Genomic DNA, 17510 nt, shown 5'->3' on the forward strand with positions numbered 1-17510 from the left:
TAGTCGCACGCCAAATCAATATCGATGATCCGTTAATCGATAGGGATCAGCTATCGTCCGAAGCCCTGACCAGACGCCTTGTCTCGGTCAGCAGCGCCTTGATCGCCGGCGGTTCGGGGTCGCGCCAGGGGGCGATCAGGCCAACGGCGTGATTGGGCGTCGCGCCCTCCAAGGCGATCAGTTTCAAGGGTTTTCCCTCGGTCAGGAACGCGGCGATGCCCTCGGGCAGGATGGTCAGCGCGTTCTCGGCCAGGACCTGCGAGACCATGACGATGGTCGAGTTCGCCTCGACCGCCACCCGGGGCACGATCCCGGCCTCGGCAAAGGCGCGATTGATGATCCGGCGGTTCTGCATGTCGGCGGTCAAGAGGCATAGGGGCTGCCCGTCCAGCGCCGACCAGGGCAGCGAATCGGCCTTCGCAAAGGGATGATCCTCGCGGGCGATGATCATGTAACGCTCGTTGTAGAGCCTGACCGACGTCACCTTTCCCAGGGGTTCGTTGTCCAGGTAGGAGATCCCGGCATCCACCTCGAGCCCGTCCAGCATCTGCAGGATCTCGATCGAGGTCCGCGACAGGAAGGTGAATTCCACATGGGGATGCGCCTTGCGGAAATGCGCCGAGATGCGGGCGGCCCAGGGCAGCGCGGTCGGGATCACGGCGATGCGCAAACGGCCGGCCAGACCATGCCGCGCGACCCGCATTTCCTCGCGCAACTGCCGGGCATCGCCGACGATGCGCTTGGCCCAAAGCAGCGCCGTCTCGCCCTCGGGCGTCAGCCCGCCATAGCGCGAGCCGCGCAGGATCAACAGAACGCCCAGCTGCCCCTCAAGCTGCTTGATCCCGGCGGACAGCGAGGGCTGGGTGATCCCGAGGCTTTGCGCCGCGCGGCCGAAATGGCCTTCCTTGGCGACGGCGAGGAACATTTCCAGCTTGTCGATCACGCGAATCCTCCGGCGCGGCTTCCCCGGTCATGCTGTGGCGAAGGCACGGGCCGATGCAACACGCGAGATGACACCGCGCGCCCTAGCGTACCACGTCACCCATCCGCTCCAGCCCTTCGCGGTCCAGCACGCGGATCTTTCCCTTGCCAAGCCCGATCAGGCCCTCGTCCTGCAGCTTCGCCAGCTTGCGATTGATCGCCTGACGCGAGCAGCCGATCATCCCGGCCAGCTGCGCCTGACTGATTTCCACATCCGGCCGCTTCGGACTGCTCAGCTGACCCAGGTAGATGCAAAGCCGCTGATCCAGCGTATAGAACTGGTTGATGATCAGCAGCCGGTTGTCGCGCATCAGCCGTTCATACATGGTCGACAGAATGTTGCGGAAGAACTGGACCGAGCCGATGCGCTCGATGATCTGGGCGGTCGGGCAGAACAGAAGCGTGGTGTTCGGAAGCGTGGTGCAGCTTGCCGCGCAGGGATTGTCGGTCAGCGCCTCGACCTCGCCCAGAACCTCACCGGCCCCGGCGATATAGATCAGAGAGCTGTTTCCGTCCTCATCGCAATGGCTGACCTCAACCCGTCCGTGGGCGACGAGAAACAGCCCCGCCGCGGGCACGCCTTGCGTCAGGATCTCGACTGGCGAGCTGTGGCTGCGGACGAGGCACTGGTCGATGAAACTGGTTCTGGTCTCGTCGGGCAGGTTCGCCAGGATGTTCGCCCGCAGGAGATTGGGAAAGGCCGTGCTGTTCCTCACCGATCGGCCCGTGGCAGCAAGGTCGGTCGGCAGGCGGCCTGATCGGGATCGAGGCAGCAAGAGCGGATCTGGTCGATGGCAGGGCCGTAGATTGTCGTCCAAGTTTCTATATCCTGATTGAAATCCGGTGGCATGGCGTGGGTAAAGGCATAGCTGCGGGCCAGCGCATCCGCCCCGGTCGGGACAGTCTGGCCGGTCATTACCCGGGTCAGCGCGCCGCAGGTCTGGTCGGTGCCGATGCGGTGGCACGAGAGGCAGGTGTTGTCCGCGAGATCAAAGGTCCGGGTCGGCCATGCGTCAAAGCCGAATTCCGGGCCGACATGGAAATAGGGGCCGAAGGGCGCAGCCGGCAGTTCCGAGATGACCTGCCCGACGAAGGGCGAATACATGAAGGGGTCGTTGTCGTGGCAGGTGCCGCAGCCATCCGTGGCCACGTCCTCCGGCGCGGTCCAGAATCCGTTATCCTGTTCCGCCACGGGCGAGCGCACCGCCCGGCCCGACACCGGTTGCCCGTCACGCCCCGAGGCCTGGAACCAGCAGGTCGCCCCGGTCGCGGGGTTGTGGGCGATCACGTCGATCTCGTCGAAGTCCAGACTGTCCGCCGCGCGAATGACCTTCTGGCGGCACATGACCGAGACCATCATCCGCTCGGTCGAAAGGTTCAGGATGCGGGAATGCGGCACGCATTGGCCATCGGAGCCCAGTCCGTTGTCCAGAAGCGAGGGTCGGTCGCAGGTCATGCCCGGCACCGGATCGGTGACCGGCTGTCCGTCCTGCGTGACCGGCACCGGCACGCCATCGGCGCAGGAGAAATCGGGCAGATCGCCGATGGCTTCCCGGCATTGCGCGGCATAGGCCTGATGGCTGGTCTGGGCCGAGACGCCGGTCCCTGCTGCCAGCAGCGTCGCCGTTGCGAAAAGCAGCGCCCGGATCATGTCGCGTCGCTCCCTTCCGCCAGAACCGACAGCGCAACCTCTTTCAGCGCCTGCGCATAGCGCACATAGCCCGAGCAGCGACAGATATGGTCGCCAATGGCACGGGCGATCGCCGCGTCCAGTTGGTCCGGCGGCACAGGCCGGGCCGCCAGCCCTTCGAGGAAAAGCTGGGCCGCCATGACGAAGCCGGGGGCGCAATAGCCGCACTGGAACGAGAAATGGCTGAGAAAGGCCTGCTGGATCGGCAGCAGGCCTTCTTTCGACGTGACGCCTTCGATGGTGGTGATCTCGGCGCCCGCCAGCAGCGACAGCGGGGTCGAGCAACTGACGACAGGCGTGCCGCCAGGGTTCGGTGCCTTGGCCATGACCACGGTGCAGGCCCGGCAGACACCGATGCCGCAACCGAACTTGGTGCCGGTCAGGTTCAGGTCGTCATGCAGGAAATCGATCAGCCGATCCGTGCCGCGTTCGTCGGCGACCTCCTGCGGCTGGCCGTTGACGGTGAAACGCAGGCTCATGACGCCAACCCCTGCAAGATCTTCTGCGACGTGATCGGCAGCGAGGCATAGCGCCGCCCCACCGCGTCAAAGAGCGCGTTCGAAATCGCCGGCGCGACCGAGCACATGACGGCCTCGGCAATGCCGCGCCCTGCCCGGCCATCGCCCGGGGTTTCCTTGAGGATCACCAGCTCCTGCGCCCGAACGCCGGGCGCATAGCTGGTGGCCAGAGGCAGATCGGCCATGCGCGGCAGGTGATAGCGGTTCAGGTTCCAGAGCCCGTTGGCCGGCCCCTCCATGCCCTCCGGCATGTCCTCCATCAGCGCATAGCCAATGGCCATGGCGATCCCGCCCTGCGACTGGCCCGAGACCAGTTCCGGCACATGGATCCGCCCCGCGTTCAGGACGCTCAGCACGTTCTGCACCTCGACGCGGCCATTCGCACGGTCGACCGTCAACCCGACGACATTCAGGCAGGGCGCCCAGACATAGCGGGAATAGCGCGTGGTCAGGGCATCGGGTCCGACGGTGTTCTGGCGAGGGATCGGCGTCGGCGCTTGGTCCTGCGCGCTGTAAGTGGCGAGACCGTCGAGGCGCAGGCGCAGCGTCCCACCCGCGGTGGCGAAATCGGCCTCGGCCCAGCTAGACTGGAAATAAGCATGGCCCAGTGCACCGGTCGGCAGCGGCTCGTCGGAGCGAAGGCTGGCGTGGATTTCCTGCGCCAACTGCCGATGGCTCACGGGCGGCATGAATCCCCGGATATCGACCAGAAATCCGTCCACCCATGCCACTTCGCTCGACACCAGGTCGGGCAACTGCCACAGCCGCCGGGCTGCGGGCAGGATGCTGCCCTCGAACAAGGCGCGCGCCGTTTCCTTCACCGTATGGACCTGATGCAGCCCGGTCAGGCAGGCCGAGGACGAGCCGGTGCTTTTCGCCGTCCAGTTCGGATTGGCCCAACGCTGCTTTGCCGGATCATCCGTCGTCAGCCCGGTCTGGCCGAAGAGGTCATAATCCGCCATCTCGATGCTGCTGGCATTCGCACCCAGATGCTCGCCGATGGCCACGGACAGCGTGGTAGCCGAACCATTGCCCATGTCGACCGCATCGGACTGCACGCTGAAACTGCCATCTGGTGCCATCCTGACCGCCGCGACCATGCCATCGCCCGAGGTGCCATAGGCCTGCAGCGAGAGGGCAAGGCCGGTGCCATAGCTGATGCCCCGTGCGGCGAACTCGGCCTTGATCGCGGCACGATCGCGCCACAGTGGATGCGCCTCGGCAATGTCCAGCATCTCGGCTAACCGCAGTTCCTGCGCGATCGGCCCGCCGGCGACCGTGGTGCTGGTTTCTGTCGCCAGATTGGCGCGGCGCAGCGCGACAGGATCCCAGCCCTGCCCTGCTGCCAGATCATCCAGCGCGGTCTCGATGGCGAAATAGGCCTGTGGCCCGCCAAAGCCCCGCTGCGACCCGCCCGAGATGTTCTGGCTGTGTCGCGCCTCGGCAAAAATGTTCGCCATCGGCAGTTGGTAGGCGCCGCCGGCGCAGAGCGCCGCCAGCGCCGCGCAATAGGGGCTGAGGTTCTTGCGTCCGCCGCCGTCGAAGGCGAAATTCATCTCGACCAGCTTTAGCGACATGTCCGGGCCTGCGGTCAGCGCGCCCTTGACGGTTGTGCCGTGGCGCTTCAACCCGGTACGGAACTGCTCAAACCGGTCCAGCGCCAGACGGACGGGATGACCCTCGGCAAAGGGTGCCGCCAGCGCCAGCATCAGCTTGAAGGGCGAACTGTCGCGCCCGCCGAAGCCGCCACCGGGGGGACAGGGGGTCAGGTTGATCGCCTCGACCTTCACCGGGGAATCCGCCGAGCCGAACATCCCGGCAAGGTCGCGGACATCGCCATCGGGCGATTGGGTGCCAAGGACGATGTTCAGTGCCGCCGTCTCGGCATCGTACCAGACCAGCCCGGCTTCCGGTTCGAGGAACATCGGATCGGTGGCCTGCATGTCGCAGGCGATGGACTGGGTGATGTAATCGGGATGGGCCGCGATCTCGGCGGCGATCCTGCCCTGCCAGCCCGGCACCTCGGCCAGGTAACTCGCGGGATCGGCGCTGGCATAGCTGAACTGCTGGCCGTTCAGATCGTATTTCACATAGGTCGTCTGCGGCGGGAAAATCTCTCCCATATTCTCGGACCGGCTGACATCCGTCGCATAGACCTGAAAGTCGGTATCGCGAAAGCGCATCTCGCGCTGCGCCGCGCGACAGGCGACAGCGCTGTCGAAAAGCAAAAGCGCGACCGCCTGGCCGAGATAGTTCGGGGTCGCGCCCGGCTGCACGATCAGGTCAAACTCCTGCCCGGTCGGCCTGTCGAAGCCTTGCAGTTGCTTTCCGGTCTGCCGGGCCTGCTGCAGCTTCTCGTCGATCGCCAGATCGCGGCGGCGGACCAGTTTGGGCGAGCGCAGCGACTTTGACATGTCATCGCCATAGACGATGCGCCGGGGTTGTGCGGCCTTGCTCAGCGATGACAGGTCCAGCCCCAGAAAGGCATGATCGGTAGACAGCGCATAGAGATAGAGGGCGTGCCATTGGGTGGCGGGCCAGCCCGGCATGTCCCGCGCGGCATAGTCACGCGCGAAGATCTTGTCGCCGCGCACCTTGGCGAGGCCGTCGATGCGCTGTGTGGCGATGCCCGGCTTTCCCAGCGCGTCCGGGGGGAATGTCATCGGCTGCGAGGAATGCGCGGACACTGCCCGGGGAAGGCCCAGTACAGAAACGGCGATCAGTCCGCTGGCGGATGCGATGAAACTGCGCCGGCTCAACCGGTCGTCAGCCGTTATGGCACCGGCCAAACCCGGCTTGGTCCGAGACGCGGACATCTGTAGGCTCCCGTCTTTGGCAGCGAAGCGGGCGGGACCGATAAATCGTCCGATACTCGAATTGAAACAGGTAGTTCACCTGCCATCAAAGACAAAAAGATTAACAGCCGCAAGTAAAATAATCGGACAAAATCACAACCGGGAGCGGAGAAGGCGAGGCCAGCGTAGGGCTTTTCCTGCCCCTCGCCAGCGCTCGCGGCGTTTCGTCGCGGATCGGGAGCGGTTCCAATGTGCTCGCATCGCAGAGGCGCAAACGCCAGCGACCCGCGCCAGAGATGGCGCAGGTGGGTTGCGGACTTGACGGAGGCTCCGGCCATCCCGGCCCGAAGTCATCCGGTCAGAACGCCTTTCACCCGACACCACCAGAAGGGTTCCTGCCGATGTCGGGCGAAATCAGCGGTCTGTCTGGCCCGGGGGGACTCGGGCAAGACAGGACCGCGCAGCAGACAAGCGGCAGCAGGGGAAGCCGCTTCCGAGAACCCGCCTACTCTGTCGATGGCCCGCCCGGTGCTGCCAAGCCAGCCGGAAGTACCCTCGAAGAGACTGGGCGGAAAAACCACCACATCCCGGCTGACAACGGGGCTGCACTGCCGCAGCACCGTCGGGTGCGGGGGAATTTTTGGACCTGGTCGGTCAACCCCAGTTAAGTCGATCCCGACCAGGTCCGAGCGTCATCATTGTCGGCCTTCACGTCCCCGCCAAGGAACGCGAAGGAAGATGTCTGAGGGAACATCTGCTGGTGGGCGAACGACAATGGCAACAACACCTTGAACAAAAACGGAAGCGAGGTGAGAACGCGAAACCGTCACGATGCTTCCGAACCGGCACTAGCTACACCCACAACCTAGCCGATACACGCAGAGCGAATGTCGCCTGCACGACACTTGCGTCAAGAATATTAACCTTGAAGTAGTCGAAACGATCATCTGACTCATCTTGCAGGCACAGATTGTTCCCGCACCCGGTCCTGAGGTTCTGGCCAGTCCCGTGATTATTGCGCACAAACCTTGCCGGGCCGGGCCACAATGCCCGGCGGGAGTTGCAGAGGAGACGACCATGGAGCTTGACCTGACCACCGCGCGCAGGATCGCCGACGATTGCCTGTCGATCGCCGCCGAGATGGGCCTGAAGCCGATCACCGTGGCGGTGATCGATGCAGCCGGCAATCTGAAGGTGCTTCTGCGGCAGGATGGCACCAGCACGCTGCGGCCTGAGATTGCGCAGGGCAAGGCCAAGGGGGCTGTGGCGCTGGGGCTCGGCTCGCGCACGATCTTCGAGCGCGCGAAGGAACAGCCCTATTTTATCCAGTCGATGAATGCGCTCGCTGGTGGCAAGCTGGTGCCGGTGCCGGGCGGCGTGCTGATCCGCCACGAGGGCCGGATCATCGGCGCGGTGGGCATCACCGGCGACAGTTCCGACAATGACGAAACCTGCGCCAAGCGCGCCATCGAGGCGGCGGGCCTGGTCGCGGATGGCGGCTGAGCCACCCGCTATTCGGCGGCGATCCCCGGCGCAGCGGTCTGGTCCAGCACCGCCATCGCTGCATCGACGCCGCCCGCGCGATGCGGCACCCCGGCCTTGCGCAGCCCGAGTTCCACCCCGGTCAGCGTCCCGATCAGCGTCAGGTCGTTGATGTCGCCCAGATGGCCGATACGAAACACCTTGTCCGCGACCTTCGAGAGGCCGTTACCGAGCGAAATATCGTAATGTTTCAGCGCCGTCGCGCGGAAGGCATCGGCGCTGTGACCCTCGGGCATCATGACAGCCGTCAGCACACCGCTTTCCTGTCCCTGCCGCTGGCACAGAACCTCCAGCCCCCATTGCCGCACGGCGGCGCGGGTTGCCGCGCCATGCCGCTGATGCCGGGCAAAGACGTTCTCCAGCCCCTCCTCATGCAGCATGGCAATCGCCTCGTTCAATCCGAACAGCAGGTTCGTCGCCGGCGTATAGGGGAAATAGCCGGTGGCATTGCTGGCCTTCATCTCGCGCCAGTCCCAATAGGATCGCCGCATCCCGCCCGTTTCCGAGGCCGCCATGGCCTTATCGCTGACCGCGTTGAAGGAAATTCCCGGTGGCAGCATCAGCCCCTTCTGCGAGCCCGAGACCGCGACATCGACGCCCCAGTCGTCAAAGCGGAAATCGATCGAGGCGAGGCCCGAGATCGTGTCGACCATCAACAGCGCCGGGTGCCCCGCCGCGTCGATGGCCTGCCGCACCTCGGCCACGGGCGAGACCGAGCCGGTCGAGGTCTCGTTATGGACCACGCAGACCGCCTTGATCTCATGGTCCCTGTCCGCACGCAGCCGCGCCTCGATGGCGTCGGGATCGGCACCGCCGCGCCAGTCGCCGGCGATGAACTCGGGAACGAGGCCCAGCTTTTCCGCCATCTTCTTCCACATGGCAGCGAAATGCCCGGTCTCGTACATCAGCACCCGGTCGCGCTCGGACAGCGCATTGACCAGCGCGGCCTCCCACGCGCCGGTGCCCGAGGCGGGATAGATGATGACATCCTGACGGGTCTTGAAGACCGACTTCATGCCGTCAAGTGCCTGCCGCCCGACGCCGGCGAAATCCGGCCCGCGATGGTCGATCACCTGCGCCGAGATGGCCCGCAGCACGCGGTCGGGAACCGGGCTCGGGCCGGGGATCTGCAGGAAATGGCGGCCGGCGCGCTGGGTCATCTTGTCCTCCCTCTGGGCCAGATGCCCAAGTTGCGTTTTTAATTTTGCATTATATATTCATTTCGACTAGTCCTGAGTCAACAGGCTTGTGACGAGAGACGTTGGACGAGGGGGCGGGATGCTGGATCAGGCTTTGCGGCAGGACTTCCGGGGCGAGATCCTGTTCGACCCCTTCTCGCGCGGGCGCTATTCCACCGATGCCTCGTTCTACCAGATCATGCCGCAGGGCGTGGCGATCCCGACCGGGCGCGAGGATGTCGAGATCGCGCTGGCCGCGGCGCGGGCGGCGGGGATGCCGGTCACCGGCCGGGGCGGTGGCACCTCGCAATGCGGCCAGACGGTGAATTCCGGGCTGATCCTCGACAACTCGGTGCATTTCAACCGCATCCTCGAGCTCGACCCCGAGAACCGCCGGGTGGTGGTCGAGCCGGGGATCGTCCTCGACGATCTGAACCGCGCGCTGAAGCCCTATGGGCTGTGGTTCCCGGTCGATGTCTCCACCGCCTCGCGCGCCACCATCGGCGGCATGGCGGCCAACAATTCCTGCGGAGGCCGCTCGCTGCGCTATGGCACCATGCGCAACAACGTGCTGTCGATCGAGGCGGTCATGGCCGATGGCAGGGTGGCGACCTTCGGCCCGCTGAACCAGCCGAACGGGCCGGGCGCTGATCTGGTGGACCCGCTGCTGTCCCTTGGCCGCGAGCATGCGGGGCTGATCGAGGATCGCATCCCGAAACTGACCCGCCGGGTCGGCGGCTATAACATCGACGCGCTGGTGCCCACGAACCAGCCGATCAACCTGTCACACCTTCTGGTCGGCAGCGAAGGGACGCTGGCCTATTTCACCAGGATCGAACTGCGGCTCTGGCCGCTGGTCGGCCAGCGCGTGCTGGGCGTCTGCCACTTCCCCAGCTTCTACCAGGCGATGGCAGCGACCCAGCATCTGGTGGCGCTGGACCCGCTGTCGGTGGAACTGGTCGATGCCACCATGATCGGCCTGTCGCGCCAGATCCCGCTGTTTCGCCCCACCATCGAACGTTTCGTGCAGGGCGAGCCCGAGGCGCTGCTGCTGGTGGAATTCGACGAGGGCGATGCAGCCGCCAATGCCGGGAAGCTGCGGCTTCTGGAGCAGTGCATGGGCGATCTGGGCTTTGACTGGCGCGGTCAGGGCGAGGGCTGGGGCGGCGTGGTGACGATCACCGACCAGCGGTTGCAATCCCAGATCGCCGAGGTACGCAAATCCGGCCTCAACATCATGATGTCGATGAAGCAGGAGGGCAAACCCGTCTCTTTCGTCGAGGATTGTGCCGTCGCGCTGCCGGATCTGGCCGACTATACCAGCGAGCTGACCGAGGTGTTCCAGCGCCACGACACCAAGGGCACCTGGTATGCCCATGCCTCGGTCGGTTGCCTGCATGTGCGCCCGGTCCTGAACCTCAAGCTGGACGCCGACGTCAAACGGATGCGCGCGATTGCCGAAGAGGCCTTTGCGCTGGTGGCGAAATACAAGGGCTCGCATTCGGGCGAGCATGGCGACGGCATCGTGCGCTCCGAATTCCACGAGCGCATGTTCGGGTCCGAGATCACCAGCCTCTTCCGCGAGGTGAAGGATCGCTTCGACCCCGAGCGTCGGCTGAACCCCGGCAAGATCGTCGATGCCCCGAAGATGGATGATCGCAGCCTGTTCCGCTTTGCCCCGGGCTACGCGGTCGCCCCGCTGGCGACGGCGTTCGACTGGTCGGCATGGCCGGGTCAGGGCGGCGGCTTCCAGGGCGCCGTCGAGATGTGCAACAACAACGGCGCCTGTCGCAAGCTGGCCGGCGGGACCATGTGCCCTTCCTATCGCGTCACCCGGGCCGAGCAGCATGTGACGCGCGGGCGCGCCAATACGCTGCGACTGGCGATCTCGGGGCAGCTTGGCCCGGATGCACTGACCTCGGACGCCATGGCCGAGAGCCTGAAGCTCTGCGTCTCCTGCAAGGGCTGCAAGCGCGAATGCCCGACCGGCGTCGACATGGCGAAGATGAAGATCGAGGTGCTGGCAGCACGGGCCAGAACGCGCGGCCTCAGCCTGCACGAGCGGCTGGTGGCCTTCCTGCCGGTCTATGCCCCCTATGCCGCGCGGCTCTCGGGTCTTCTGAACCTGCGCAACCGCATCCCGCTGGTGGCGCGCCTGACGCAAGGGCCGACCGGGTTCTCGGCGCGGCGGCCCCTGCCCCACTGGTCCGCGCGCCCGTTCCGCGATGACGAATTGCCCGGGGCCGAGGGAGCCGATGTCGTGCTGTTCGCCGACCCCTTCAACCGCTGGTTCGAACCCGAGAACCTGCGCGCCGCCGCCCGTGTGCTGGAAGCTGCCGGTCGCCGCGTCACCGTGGCGCGGCCCGTGGATGGTGGTGGCCCGCTGCATTGCGGGCGGACCTTCCTGTCGGTGGGACTGATCGACCGCGCCCGCGCCGAGGCCGCCCGGCTGATCGCGGCACTGACCCCGCATGTCGAGGCCGGGCGAACCATCATCGGGCTGGAGCCCTCGAGCCTGCTGACGCTTCGGGACGAGATCCCGGCGCTGCTGCCGGGAGCCGAGACCGACCGGATCGCCGCTGCCGCCAAGATGTTCGAGGAATACCTGGCCGAGGAACACGAGGCCGGCCGGCTGAACCTGCCGCTGCGCCCGCCCGGCGCACGCATCCTGCTGCACGGCCATTGCCACCAGAAGGCGATGGATGTCATGCCGGCCATCCAGAAGGCATTGGCCCTGCTGCCGGAAACGGATATTCAGGTGATCGAGACAAGTTGTTGCGGCATGGCCGGGGCCTTTGGCTATGGCGTCGAGACCGAGGAGATTTCGCGTCAGATGGGAGAGCTGAGCCTGTTTCCCGCCCTTCGCGCCGCCGCGCCGGAAACCATCATCCTGGCCGATGGCACCTCGTGCCGTCACCAGATCGCCGATGGCACCGGGCGCCGCGCCCTGCATGTCGCGCGCCTGTTCGAGCGGTCACTGAAGGAGACGGCGCCGGCATGAACCTGACCACCCGCACAGGGACCCCGCTGCGCCGCCGTTCGCTGCACGAGGAACTGACCGAGGCGCTGCGCGAGATGATCGTCTCGGGCCAGTTGCCCATGGGCCAGAAAGTGCCCGAAAAGGACCTATGCGAGCTTTACGGCGTGTCGCGCACCCCGCTGCGCGAGGCGCTGAAGGTGCTGGCGACCGATGGGCTGGTGAACCTTGAACCCAATCGCGGCGCCTGGGTCAGCGCCATCACGGTCGAGGACCTGGACGAGATGTTCCCGGTCATGGCCGCGCTGGAGGCCCTGGCGGGGGAACTGGCCTGCAAGCACATCACCGACGATGAGGTCGAGGCGATCCGGGCGCTGCACAACCGGATGCTGGGCCATTACAAGGCGGGCGAGCTGCCCGAGTATTTCGCGCTGAACCAGCAGATCCACGAGGCGATCCTTGCGGCGGCGCATAACGACACACTGACCGTGCATTACCGCTCGCTGTCGACGCGGGTGCGGCGCGGGCGCTATATGGCGAACATGACCCGCGAACGGTGGGATCAGGCCATGGCCGAGCATGAGGTGATCCTTGACCGGCTGGCGGCACGCGATGGCGCGGCGCTGTCGGTGATCCTGAAGGACCACCTGGAAAAGACCAGCGTCACCCTGCGGGAAAGCCTGCTGGGACAGCAGGGCGGCTGATCGCGGCTCAGCGCCCCAACCAGACCGGCTTGCGCTTGTCCAGAAAGGCCGCGACGCCTTCTCGGAAATCCGCACTGCCATAGACACGGGCGATGATGTCGCGGTCATCCGGGGCATGGGCCGAGAGCCGACCGAAGATCTCGCGGCAAGCTGCGATGGTCAGCGGCGCGGCCTCGCAGAGCCTCGCGATCTGGCGATCTGCCTCGGCCTGCAACTGGTCCGCTGCCACACAAGCACTGGCAAAACCCAAGCCATGAACCGTCTCGCCATCCAGAAACTCGGAGAGCAGCAGTATCCGCCGCACCGGGCCGTCGCCAAAGGCGCGCGTGAGCCGGGCGATATTGGCGGCCGAGAGGCAATTGCCGACCGTCCGCGCGATGGGCACGCCGAACTTCGCATTGGGCGTCACGATCCGCAGGTCACAGGCCGCGGCAATCGCCAGCCCGCCACCCACCGCCGCGCCGTCGATCACCGCCAGCGTCGGCGCGGGCAACCGGGTCAGGGCCAGCATCGCGGCATCGATGCGATCTTCATAGGCGACGCCATCCGCGCCGTCCTTGAACGCCGTAAACTCGGAAATATCGGTCCCGGCAACAAAGGCCCCGCCCGCGCCGCGAAAGACGACGGCGCCGAGGTCGTCGCGCGCGGAAAGCTCGTCGCAGATCTCACCCAGCCGCGCATACATGGTGAAGGTCATGGCATTGCGCGCGGATGGCCGGTCGAAGGTCACATGCGCGACCGGCCCATCGATCCGCAGCCTGACATCGCCCGGCTCAGACATCGGCGGCCTCGCGGCGGTTTTCCATGCCCAGCTCGCGCAGCAGTTCCGCCCGGTGCTCGTCCAACAGCGGCGGATGGCGGCGGACCTGCTGCGGCGTGCCGCGCAGTTTCACCGGGAAGCCGATATTCTTCACCTCGCCCTCGACTGGATGGCGGATCGGCATGACCATGCCGCGCGCCTCGGCCTGCTCGTTCCCCAGCGCCTCGGCGTAATCCATGATCGAGCCTGCAGGGATGCCCGCCGCCAGCAACGCCTGAACCCAATGGTCCCGGCTTTGCGTGACCAGAACCTGCTCCAGCTCGGCGATCAGCACTTCGCGGTTCGCCATGCGCAATGCGTTGGTGGCATAGTCGGGATGCTCGATCAGCTCGGGGCGACCAATGGTCTCGCAGAGCCGACGATACAGCCGGTCATTATTCGCCCCCAGCACGAAATAGCCGTCACTGGCGCGCACGGCCTGGTAGGGCGCGGCCATGCGGTTGGCGGTGCCGATCCGTTCGGGGATGTTCCCGGTGCCCCAGAAATCGCAGATGTCCCAGACCGCGAAAGACAGTCCGGCCTCGTAGAGCGAGGCATCGATGAACTGCCCCTGCCCGCCCGCCTGCCGCCCGATATAGGCCGAAAGGATGCCGTAAACCGCGAACAGCGAGCAACCGATATCGGCCAGCGGTCCGCCCGACTTCGCCGGCGGGCCGTCGGGATGACCGGTGATCGACATGATCCCCGAGGCTGCCTGTGCCATCAGGTCGAACCCCGGCCGCTGCGACCATGGCCCGGTCTGGCCAAAACCCGAGATGCTGGCATAGATGATGCCGGGGTTGATCGCGCGGATCGTGTCGTAGTCGATACCCAGCTTGGCCACCACGCCGGGGCGATAGTTCTCGACGATTACATCCGCTGTCTTGGCGAGTTCCAGAAAGATCTCGCGGTCGTCGGCAGATTTCAGGTCCAGCGCGATGGACCGCTTGTTGCGGTTCATGTTGAGGAATCCAAGACTGTCATCGCCCTTCAGCCGGAACCCCATGGCACTGCGGGTCTGGTCGCCGCTTGGCGGTTCGACCTTGATCACATCGGCGCCAAGATCGCCCAGCAGCATGCAGGCAAAGGGGCCGGCCATCACCTGGCTCACATCCAGAACACGGATGCCCTTCAGCGGCAGGGGTCGTTCAGCGTCGCTCATGGCCTCAGCCTCCATAGATCAGGTGAACCAGCAGCAGCGAGACGCCCGGCAGGTAGGTGCAGATCATCAAGAGCGCCAAGAGCGCGAGGATGAAGGGGATATTGACCTTGGTCGTCTCCCAGATATCCGAGCGGGCGATGGAGCAGGCGGCGATCAGCACCGAGGCAACCGGCGGGGTCTGCTGGCCGATGGCGAGGTTCAGCGTTACCACCAGCCCGAAATGCACCGGGTCGATGCCGGCGGCCAGCACCATCGGCATGACGATCGGCACCACCAGAATGATCGCCGCCGCCGAATGCAGGAACATGCCGAGGATCAGGAAGGCGACGTTCAGCATCAGCAGGATAAGATACTTGTTCTCGGTCACCCCGCCGATGGCCTGCGCCAGTTGCTGGGGCAGTTGCGCCTCGGTCAGGAAGCCGCCGATCAGGTAGCTCGAGGCCACCAGCAGCATCACCACCGCCGTCTGCACCCCACTGTCAATCAGCGCCTTGTAAAGCGCGCGCACGTCGAACTCGCGATAGATCACGCCCGAGATGAAGAGCGCCGCCACCACCGCCAGCGCCGCGCCCTCGGTCGCCGTGACGATGCCGCCGAAGATGCCGCCCAGGATGATGACTGGCAGCATCAGCGCCCAGCCCGCCTCCTTGAATCGCAGCCAAACGTTGGAAATCTGGAACCGCTCCTCGACCGGGAAATTGTGCCGCCGCGCCTGCACATAGGCGGCAACGGCCAGACAGATCGCGCCGACGATGCCGGGGCCGAAGCCCGCGATGAACATCTTGACCACCGATTGCTGCGCCATGACCGCGTAGAGGATCATCGGGATCGAGGGCGGCAGGATGATCGCGAGGCTCGAGGCCGAGGAACAGATCGCCGCCGAGAATTCCTTGGAATAGCCCTTCTTGCGCATGGCCGGGATCAGGATCGACCCCAAGGCGGCGACACCGGCGACGGCGGAACCCGAGATCTCGGCGAAGAACATCGAGGCGCCGATGACCACGAAGGACAGCCCGCCCCGGACAAAGCCGACCAGCGCCGACGCGAGCGCGATCAGCCGCCGCGAGATGGACGAGGCGTTCATGATCGACCCGGCCAGCACGAAAAGCGGGATCGCCAGCAGCGGAAAGCTGGAGGCGCCATCGTACATGGTCAGCGCCAGGTTGGGCAGCATGTCGACGCCCTGCACCACGACGATGGCGGTGATCGCGACGATCCCCAGCGCCACGGCAATCGGCACGTTCAGCAGCGCCAGGACGAACATCCCCAGAAGCATGTATCCGATGGTCATCAGGCGTCTCCGCTTTGGCTGGCACGGCGATGGCTGGCCGAGGACACGCTGGCATCATCCGATTCCAAGGGCGTGTTCGAGATGTCGCCAAGCGCCTCCTTGATCTCGTGATCGACGAAGCCCTGGCCCCGCGCGTCGCGCATCACCTCGGGCAGGCGCATGGCCTCGGCGATCATGAAGAGCGCGGCACCGATGGGGATGATCGACTGCGTCAGCTGCACCGAGACCTTGGGCAGCGAGACCAGGGTCATGCCCTCGAGGATCACCAGCACCTGCAGCCCGGCATAGGCCACGAGGCCGAAGAACAGGAAGATGCAGGCCTCGGAAAAGATCGTGGCGGCGACGCGCCAGCGCACCGGCATGGCGTTCACGATGCCCGGAAAGCCGATATGCGCGCCCTTCAGCGCCGCCAGTGCCGAGCCGAAATAGGTCATCCAGACCAACCCGACTGAGGCCACCTCGTCATACCAGCTGAGCGCCGATCCCATGTAGCGATAGACCGTGCCCATCACGATCAGCAGGGTCATCGCCGCCACGATCAGGGCCGTGATGATCTCGAGCAGGGATTCGAATCCCCGCCGGAAGGTCAGCGTCGTCATGGATCTCTCCCGTGGTGGAAAGCGAGGGGTCCGCCGATGGGCGAACCCCGGCAGGCGTTACTGGCCGGGGGCCAGCGATTGCGCCTTGGCGATCATCTCCGCCGCGCCGGGAATGGCGGCCGCGAACTCGTCATAGATCGGCTTGCTGGCCTCGACGAAGGCGGCGGTATCGACCTCGTTCACCTCCATCCCCTCCTCGGTCAGCTTCTGCAGCAGGTCGGTATCCAGCCCCGCTGCAATTTCGTAGACGACATCCTGCATCTCGACGGCGGTGTCCTGCAGCACCTGCTGGATCTCGGGATCAAACTTGTCCCAGGACCGGCCGGCCACGACATAGCCGGGCGTATAGACGTGGTTCGACTTCGACAGGTATTTCTGCACCTCGTAGAACCGCGAGGGATAGATCTGGGCATAGGGGTTTTCCTGCCCGTCCATCACCCCGGTCTGCAGCGCCACGAAGACCTCCGAGAAGGACATCGGGCTGGGGCTGGCGCCATAGCTCTGGAACATCTTCACCCGCCATTCGCCGCTGGGGACGCGCAGCTTGATGCCCTTCAGATCGGCAGGCGTGTTGATCGGATGGGCGTTGTTGGTGATCTGGCGGAAGCCGTTTTCCCACACGCCCAGCACGCGGTAGCCGGCCTTCTCGGCCTCGGGGACCAGCGTGGGGGTGACGATCTCGTCGCGGATGCGGCCCATATGCTCGCGGTCATGGACTAGGTAGGGCATTTCGAACAGGCCGAAAACCGGCACCATCGAGGACATGATGGTCGAGGGCAGTGCCATGTCGATCGTGCCCAGCTTGATCTTCTGCAGCATCGACTTGTCATCGCCCAGCTGGCTCGAGCCATAGACGACCACCTTGGCCTTGTCGCCAAGCTTCTCGTTGGCGCGCTTGGCGAACTCGGTCGCGCTCTGATCGAACAGCGATCCCGGCTCGCCGACATGGCCGAACTTGATCTCGGTCTGGGCCGCGGCCTGCGTCACCATCCCCGTCGCCGCCAGCAGCGCGGCGGCCAGCAATTGCTTGACCCTCATTGTTCTTCCTCCCTGATTGTTCGTCTTCTCATCGCGGCTGCCCGCCGCTTCTCCCGCATGACCGGCCGGCCAGAACCCACGACCGCGCCAAAGTGCTCGGGACAACGGCATGTATAGAACGGCGACGGCGGCAGGGACGGATCGCTGTCACGCCGGGTCATGGTTAGCGCGCCCGAAGGCCGCGCGGATGACCGGCGCGGGCGGTTCTGACTCTGACTGTCCTGTCCCGGATCACG

The 17510-nt window shown here is 65.5% G+C and carries 14 protein-coding genes; 3 read left to right on the plus strand and 11 right to left on the minus strand.

Translation table 11 applies throughout. The features are described from left to right. Positions 1-46 precede the first annotated feature (46 nt). The 5 genes from CX676_RS11950 to CX676_RS11965 all read right to left on the minus strand — a co-directional run bounded on the left by CX676_RS11950 (position 47) and on the right by CX676_RS11965 (position 5852). Complete coding sequence (locus CX676_RS11950; protein WP_101752820.1) at positions 47-943, minus strand: LysR family transcriptional regulator; 897 nt, start codon at positions 941-943, stop codon at positions 47-49. 82 nt (positions 944-1025) lie between these two features. Further along, a complete protein-coding gene (locus CX676_RS11955; RefSeq protein ID WP_157935914.1) occupies positions 1026-1697 on the minus strand; it encodes a Crp/Fnr family transcriptional regulator in 672 nt (223 codons plus the stop codon). Further along, the gene (locus CX676_RS22560; RefSeq protein WP_157935915.1) at positions 1694-2632 is read right to left on the minus strand and encodes a hypothetical protein; all 939 of its coding nucleotides are present in this window, start codon (positions 2630-2632) and stop codon (positions 1694-1696) included. The genes CX676_RS11955 and CX676_RS22560 overlap by 4 nt, the downstream gene beginning before the upstream one ends. Continuing rightward, positions 2629-3150 (minus strand): (2Fe-2S)-binding protein, encoded by a 522-nt coding sequence (locus CX676_RS11960; protein WP_101752822.1) that lies wholly within the window; start codon positions 3148-3150, stop codon positions 2629-2631. The genes CX676_RS22560 and CX676_RS11960 overlap by 4 nt, the downstream gene beginning before the upstream one ends. Continuing rightward, positions 3147-5852 carry a xanthine dehydrogenase family protein molybdopterin-binding subunit gene (locus CX676_RS11965; protein ID WP_157935916.1) on the minus strand — a complete coding sequence of 902 codons (2706 nt, stop codon included), beginning with the start codon at positions 5850-5852 and terminating at the stop codon, positions 3147-3149. The genes CX676_RS11960 and CX676_RS11965 overlap by 4 nt, the downstream gene beginning before the upstream one ends. Positions 5853-7061: 1209 nt before the next feature. Here CX676_RS11965 and CX676_RS11970 point away from each other — a divergent pair. Beyond that, positions 7062-7487 carry a GlcG/HbpS family heme-binding protein gene (locus CX676_RS11970; protein WP_101752824.1) on the plus strand — a complete coding sequence of 142 codons (426 nt, stop codon included), beginning with the start codon at positions 7062-7064 and terminating at the stop codon, positions 7485-7487. 8 nt (positions 7488-7495) lie between these two features. Here CX676_RS11970 and CX676_RS11975 read toward each other — a convergent pair whose 3' ends face one another. Next, the gene (locus CX676_RS11975; protein ID WP_101752825.1) at positions 7496-8686 is read right to left on the minus strand and encodes a pyridoxal-phosphate-dependent aminotransferase family protein; all 1191 of its coding nucleotides are present in this window, start codon (positions 8684-8686) and stop codon (positions 7496-7498) included. A 118-nt stretch (positions 8687-8804) separates the two neighbouring features. Between CX676_RS11975 and CX676_RS11980 the strand changes: the two genes are divergently transcribed. Further along, positions 8805-11705, plus strand: a complete 2901-nt coding sequence (locus CX676_RS11980; RefSeq protein ID WP_101752826.1) for an FAD-binding and (Fe-S)-binding domain-containing protein — start codon at positions 8805-8807, stop codon at positions 11703-11705. Beyond that, positions 11702-12385 (plus strand): GntR family transcriptional regulator, encoded by a 684-nt coding sequence (locus CX676_RS11985; RefSeq protein WP_101752827.1) that lies wholly within the window; start codon positions 11702-11704, stop codon positions 12383-12385. The genes CX676_RS11980 and CX676_RS11985 overlap by 4 nt, the downstream gene beginning before the upstream one ends. Before the next feature lie 7 nt (positions 12386-12392). Here the strand turns inward: CX676_RS11985 and CX676_RS11990 are convergent, their stop codons facing one another. Genes CX676_RS11990 through CX676_RS12010 form a run of 5 tightly spaced genes read right to left on the minus strand, consistent with a single transcriptional unit; the run spans position 12393 to position 17274 of the window. Continuing rightward, entirely contained in the window at positions 12393-13166 is a 774-nt protein-coding gene (locus tag CX676_RS11990; protein ID WP_101752828.1) for an enoyl-CoA hydratase, read from the minus strand. Next, positions 13159-14346: a CaiB/BaiF CoA transferase family protein gene (locus tag CX676_RS11995; RefSeq protein WP_101754298.1), complete on the minus strand. Its 1188-nt coding sequence runs from the start codon at positions 14344-14346 to the stop codon at positions 13159-13161. The genes CX676_RS11990 and CX676_RS11995 overlap by 8 nt, the downstream gene beginning before the upstream one ends. A gap of 4 nt (positions 14347-14350) precedes the next feature. Further along, a complete protein-coding gene (locus tag CX676_RS12000) occupies positions 14351-15637 on the minus strand; it encodes a TRAP transporter large permease (RefSeq protein WP_198590186.1) in 1287 nt (428 codons plus the stop codon). After that, positions 15637-16236 (minus strand): TRAP transporter small permease, encoded by a 600-nt coding sequence (locus tag CX676_RS12005; RefSeq protein ID WP_101752829.1) that lies wholly within the window; start codon positions 16234-16236, stop codon positions 15637-15639. The genes CX676_RS12000 and CX676_RS12005 overlap by 1 nt, the downstream gene beginning before the upstream one ends. Positions 16237-16293: 57 nt before the next feature. Then, complete coding sequence (locus CX676_RS12010) at positions 16294-17274, minus strand: TRAP transporter substrate-binding protein (protein WP_101752830.1); 981 nt, start codon at positions 17272-17274, stop codon at positions 16294-16296. Positions 17275-17510 lie beyond the last annotated feature (236 nt).

The sequence above is a fragment of the Paracoccus zhejiangensis genome, from assembly GCF_002847445.1.
Lineage (GTDB): Bacteria > Pseudomonadota > Alphaproteobacteria > Rhodobacterales > Rhodobacteraceae > Paracoccus > Paracoccus zhejiangensis.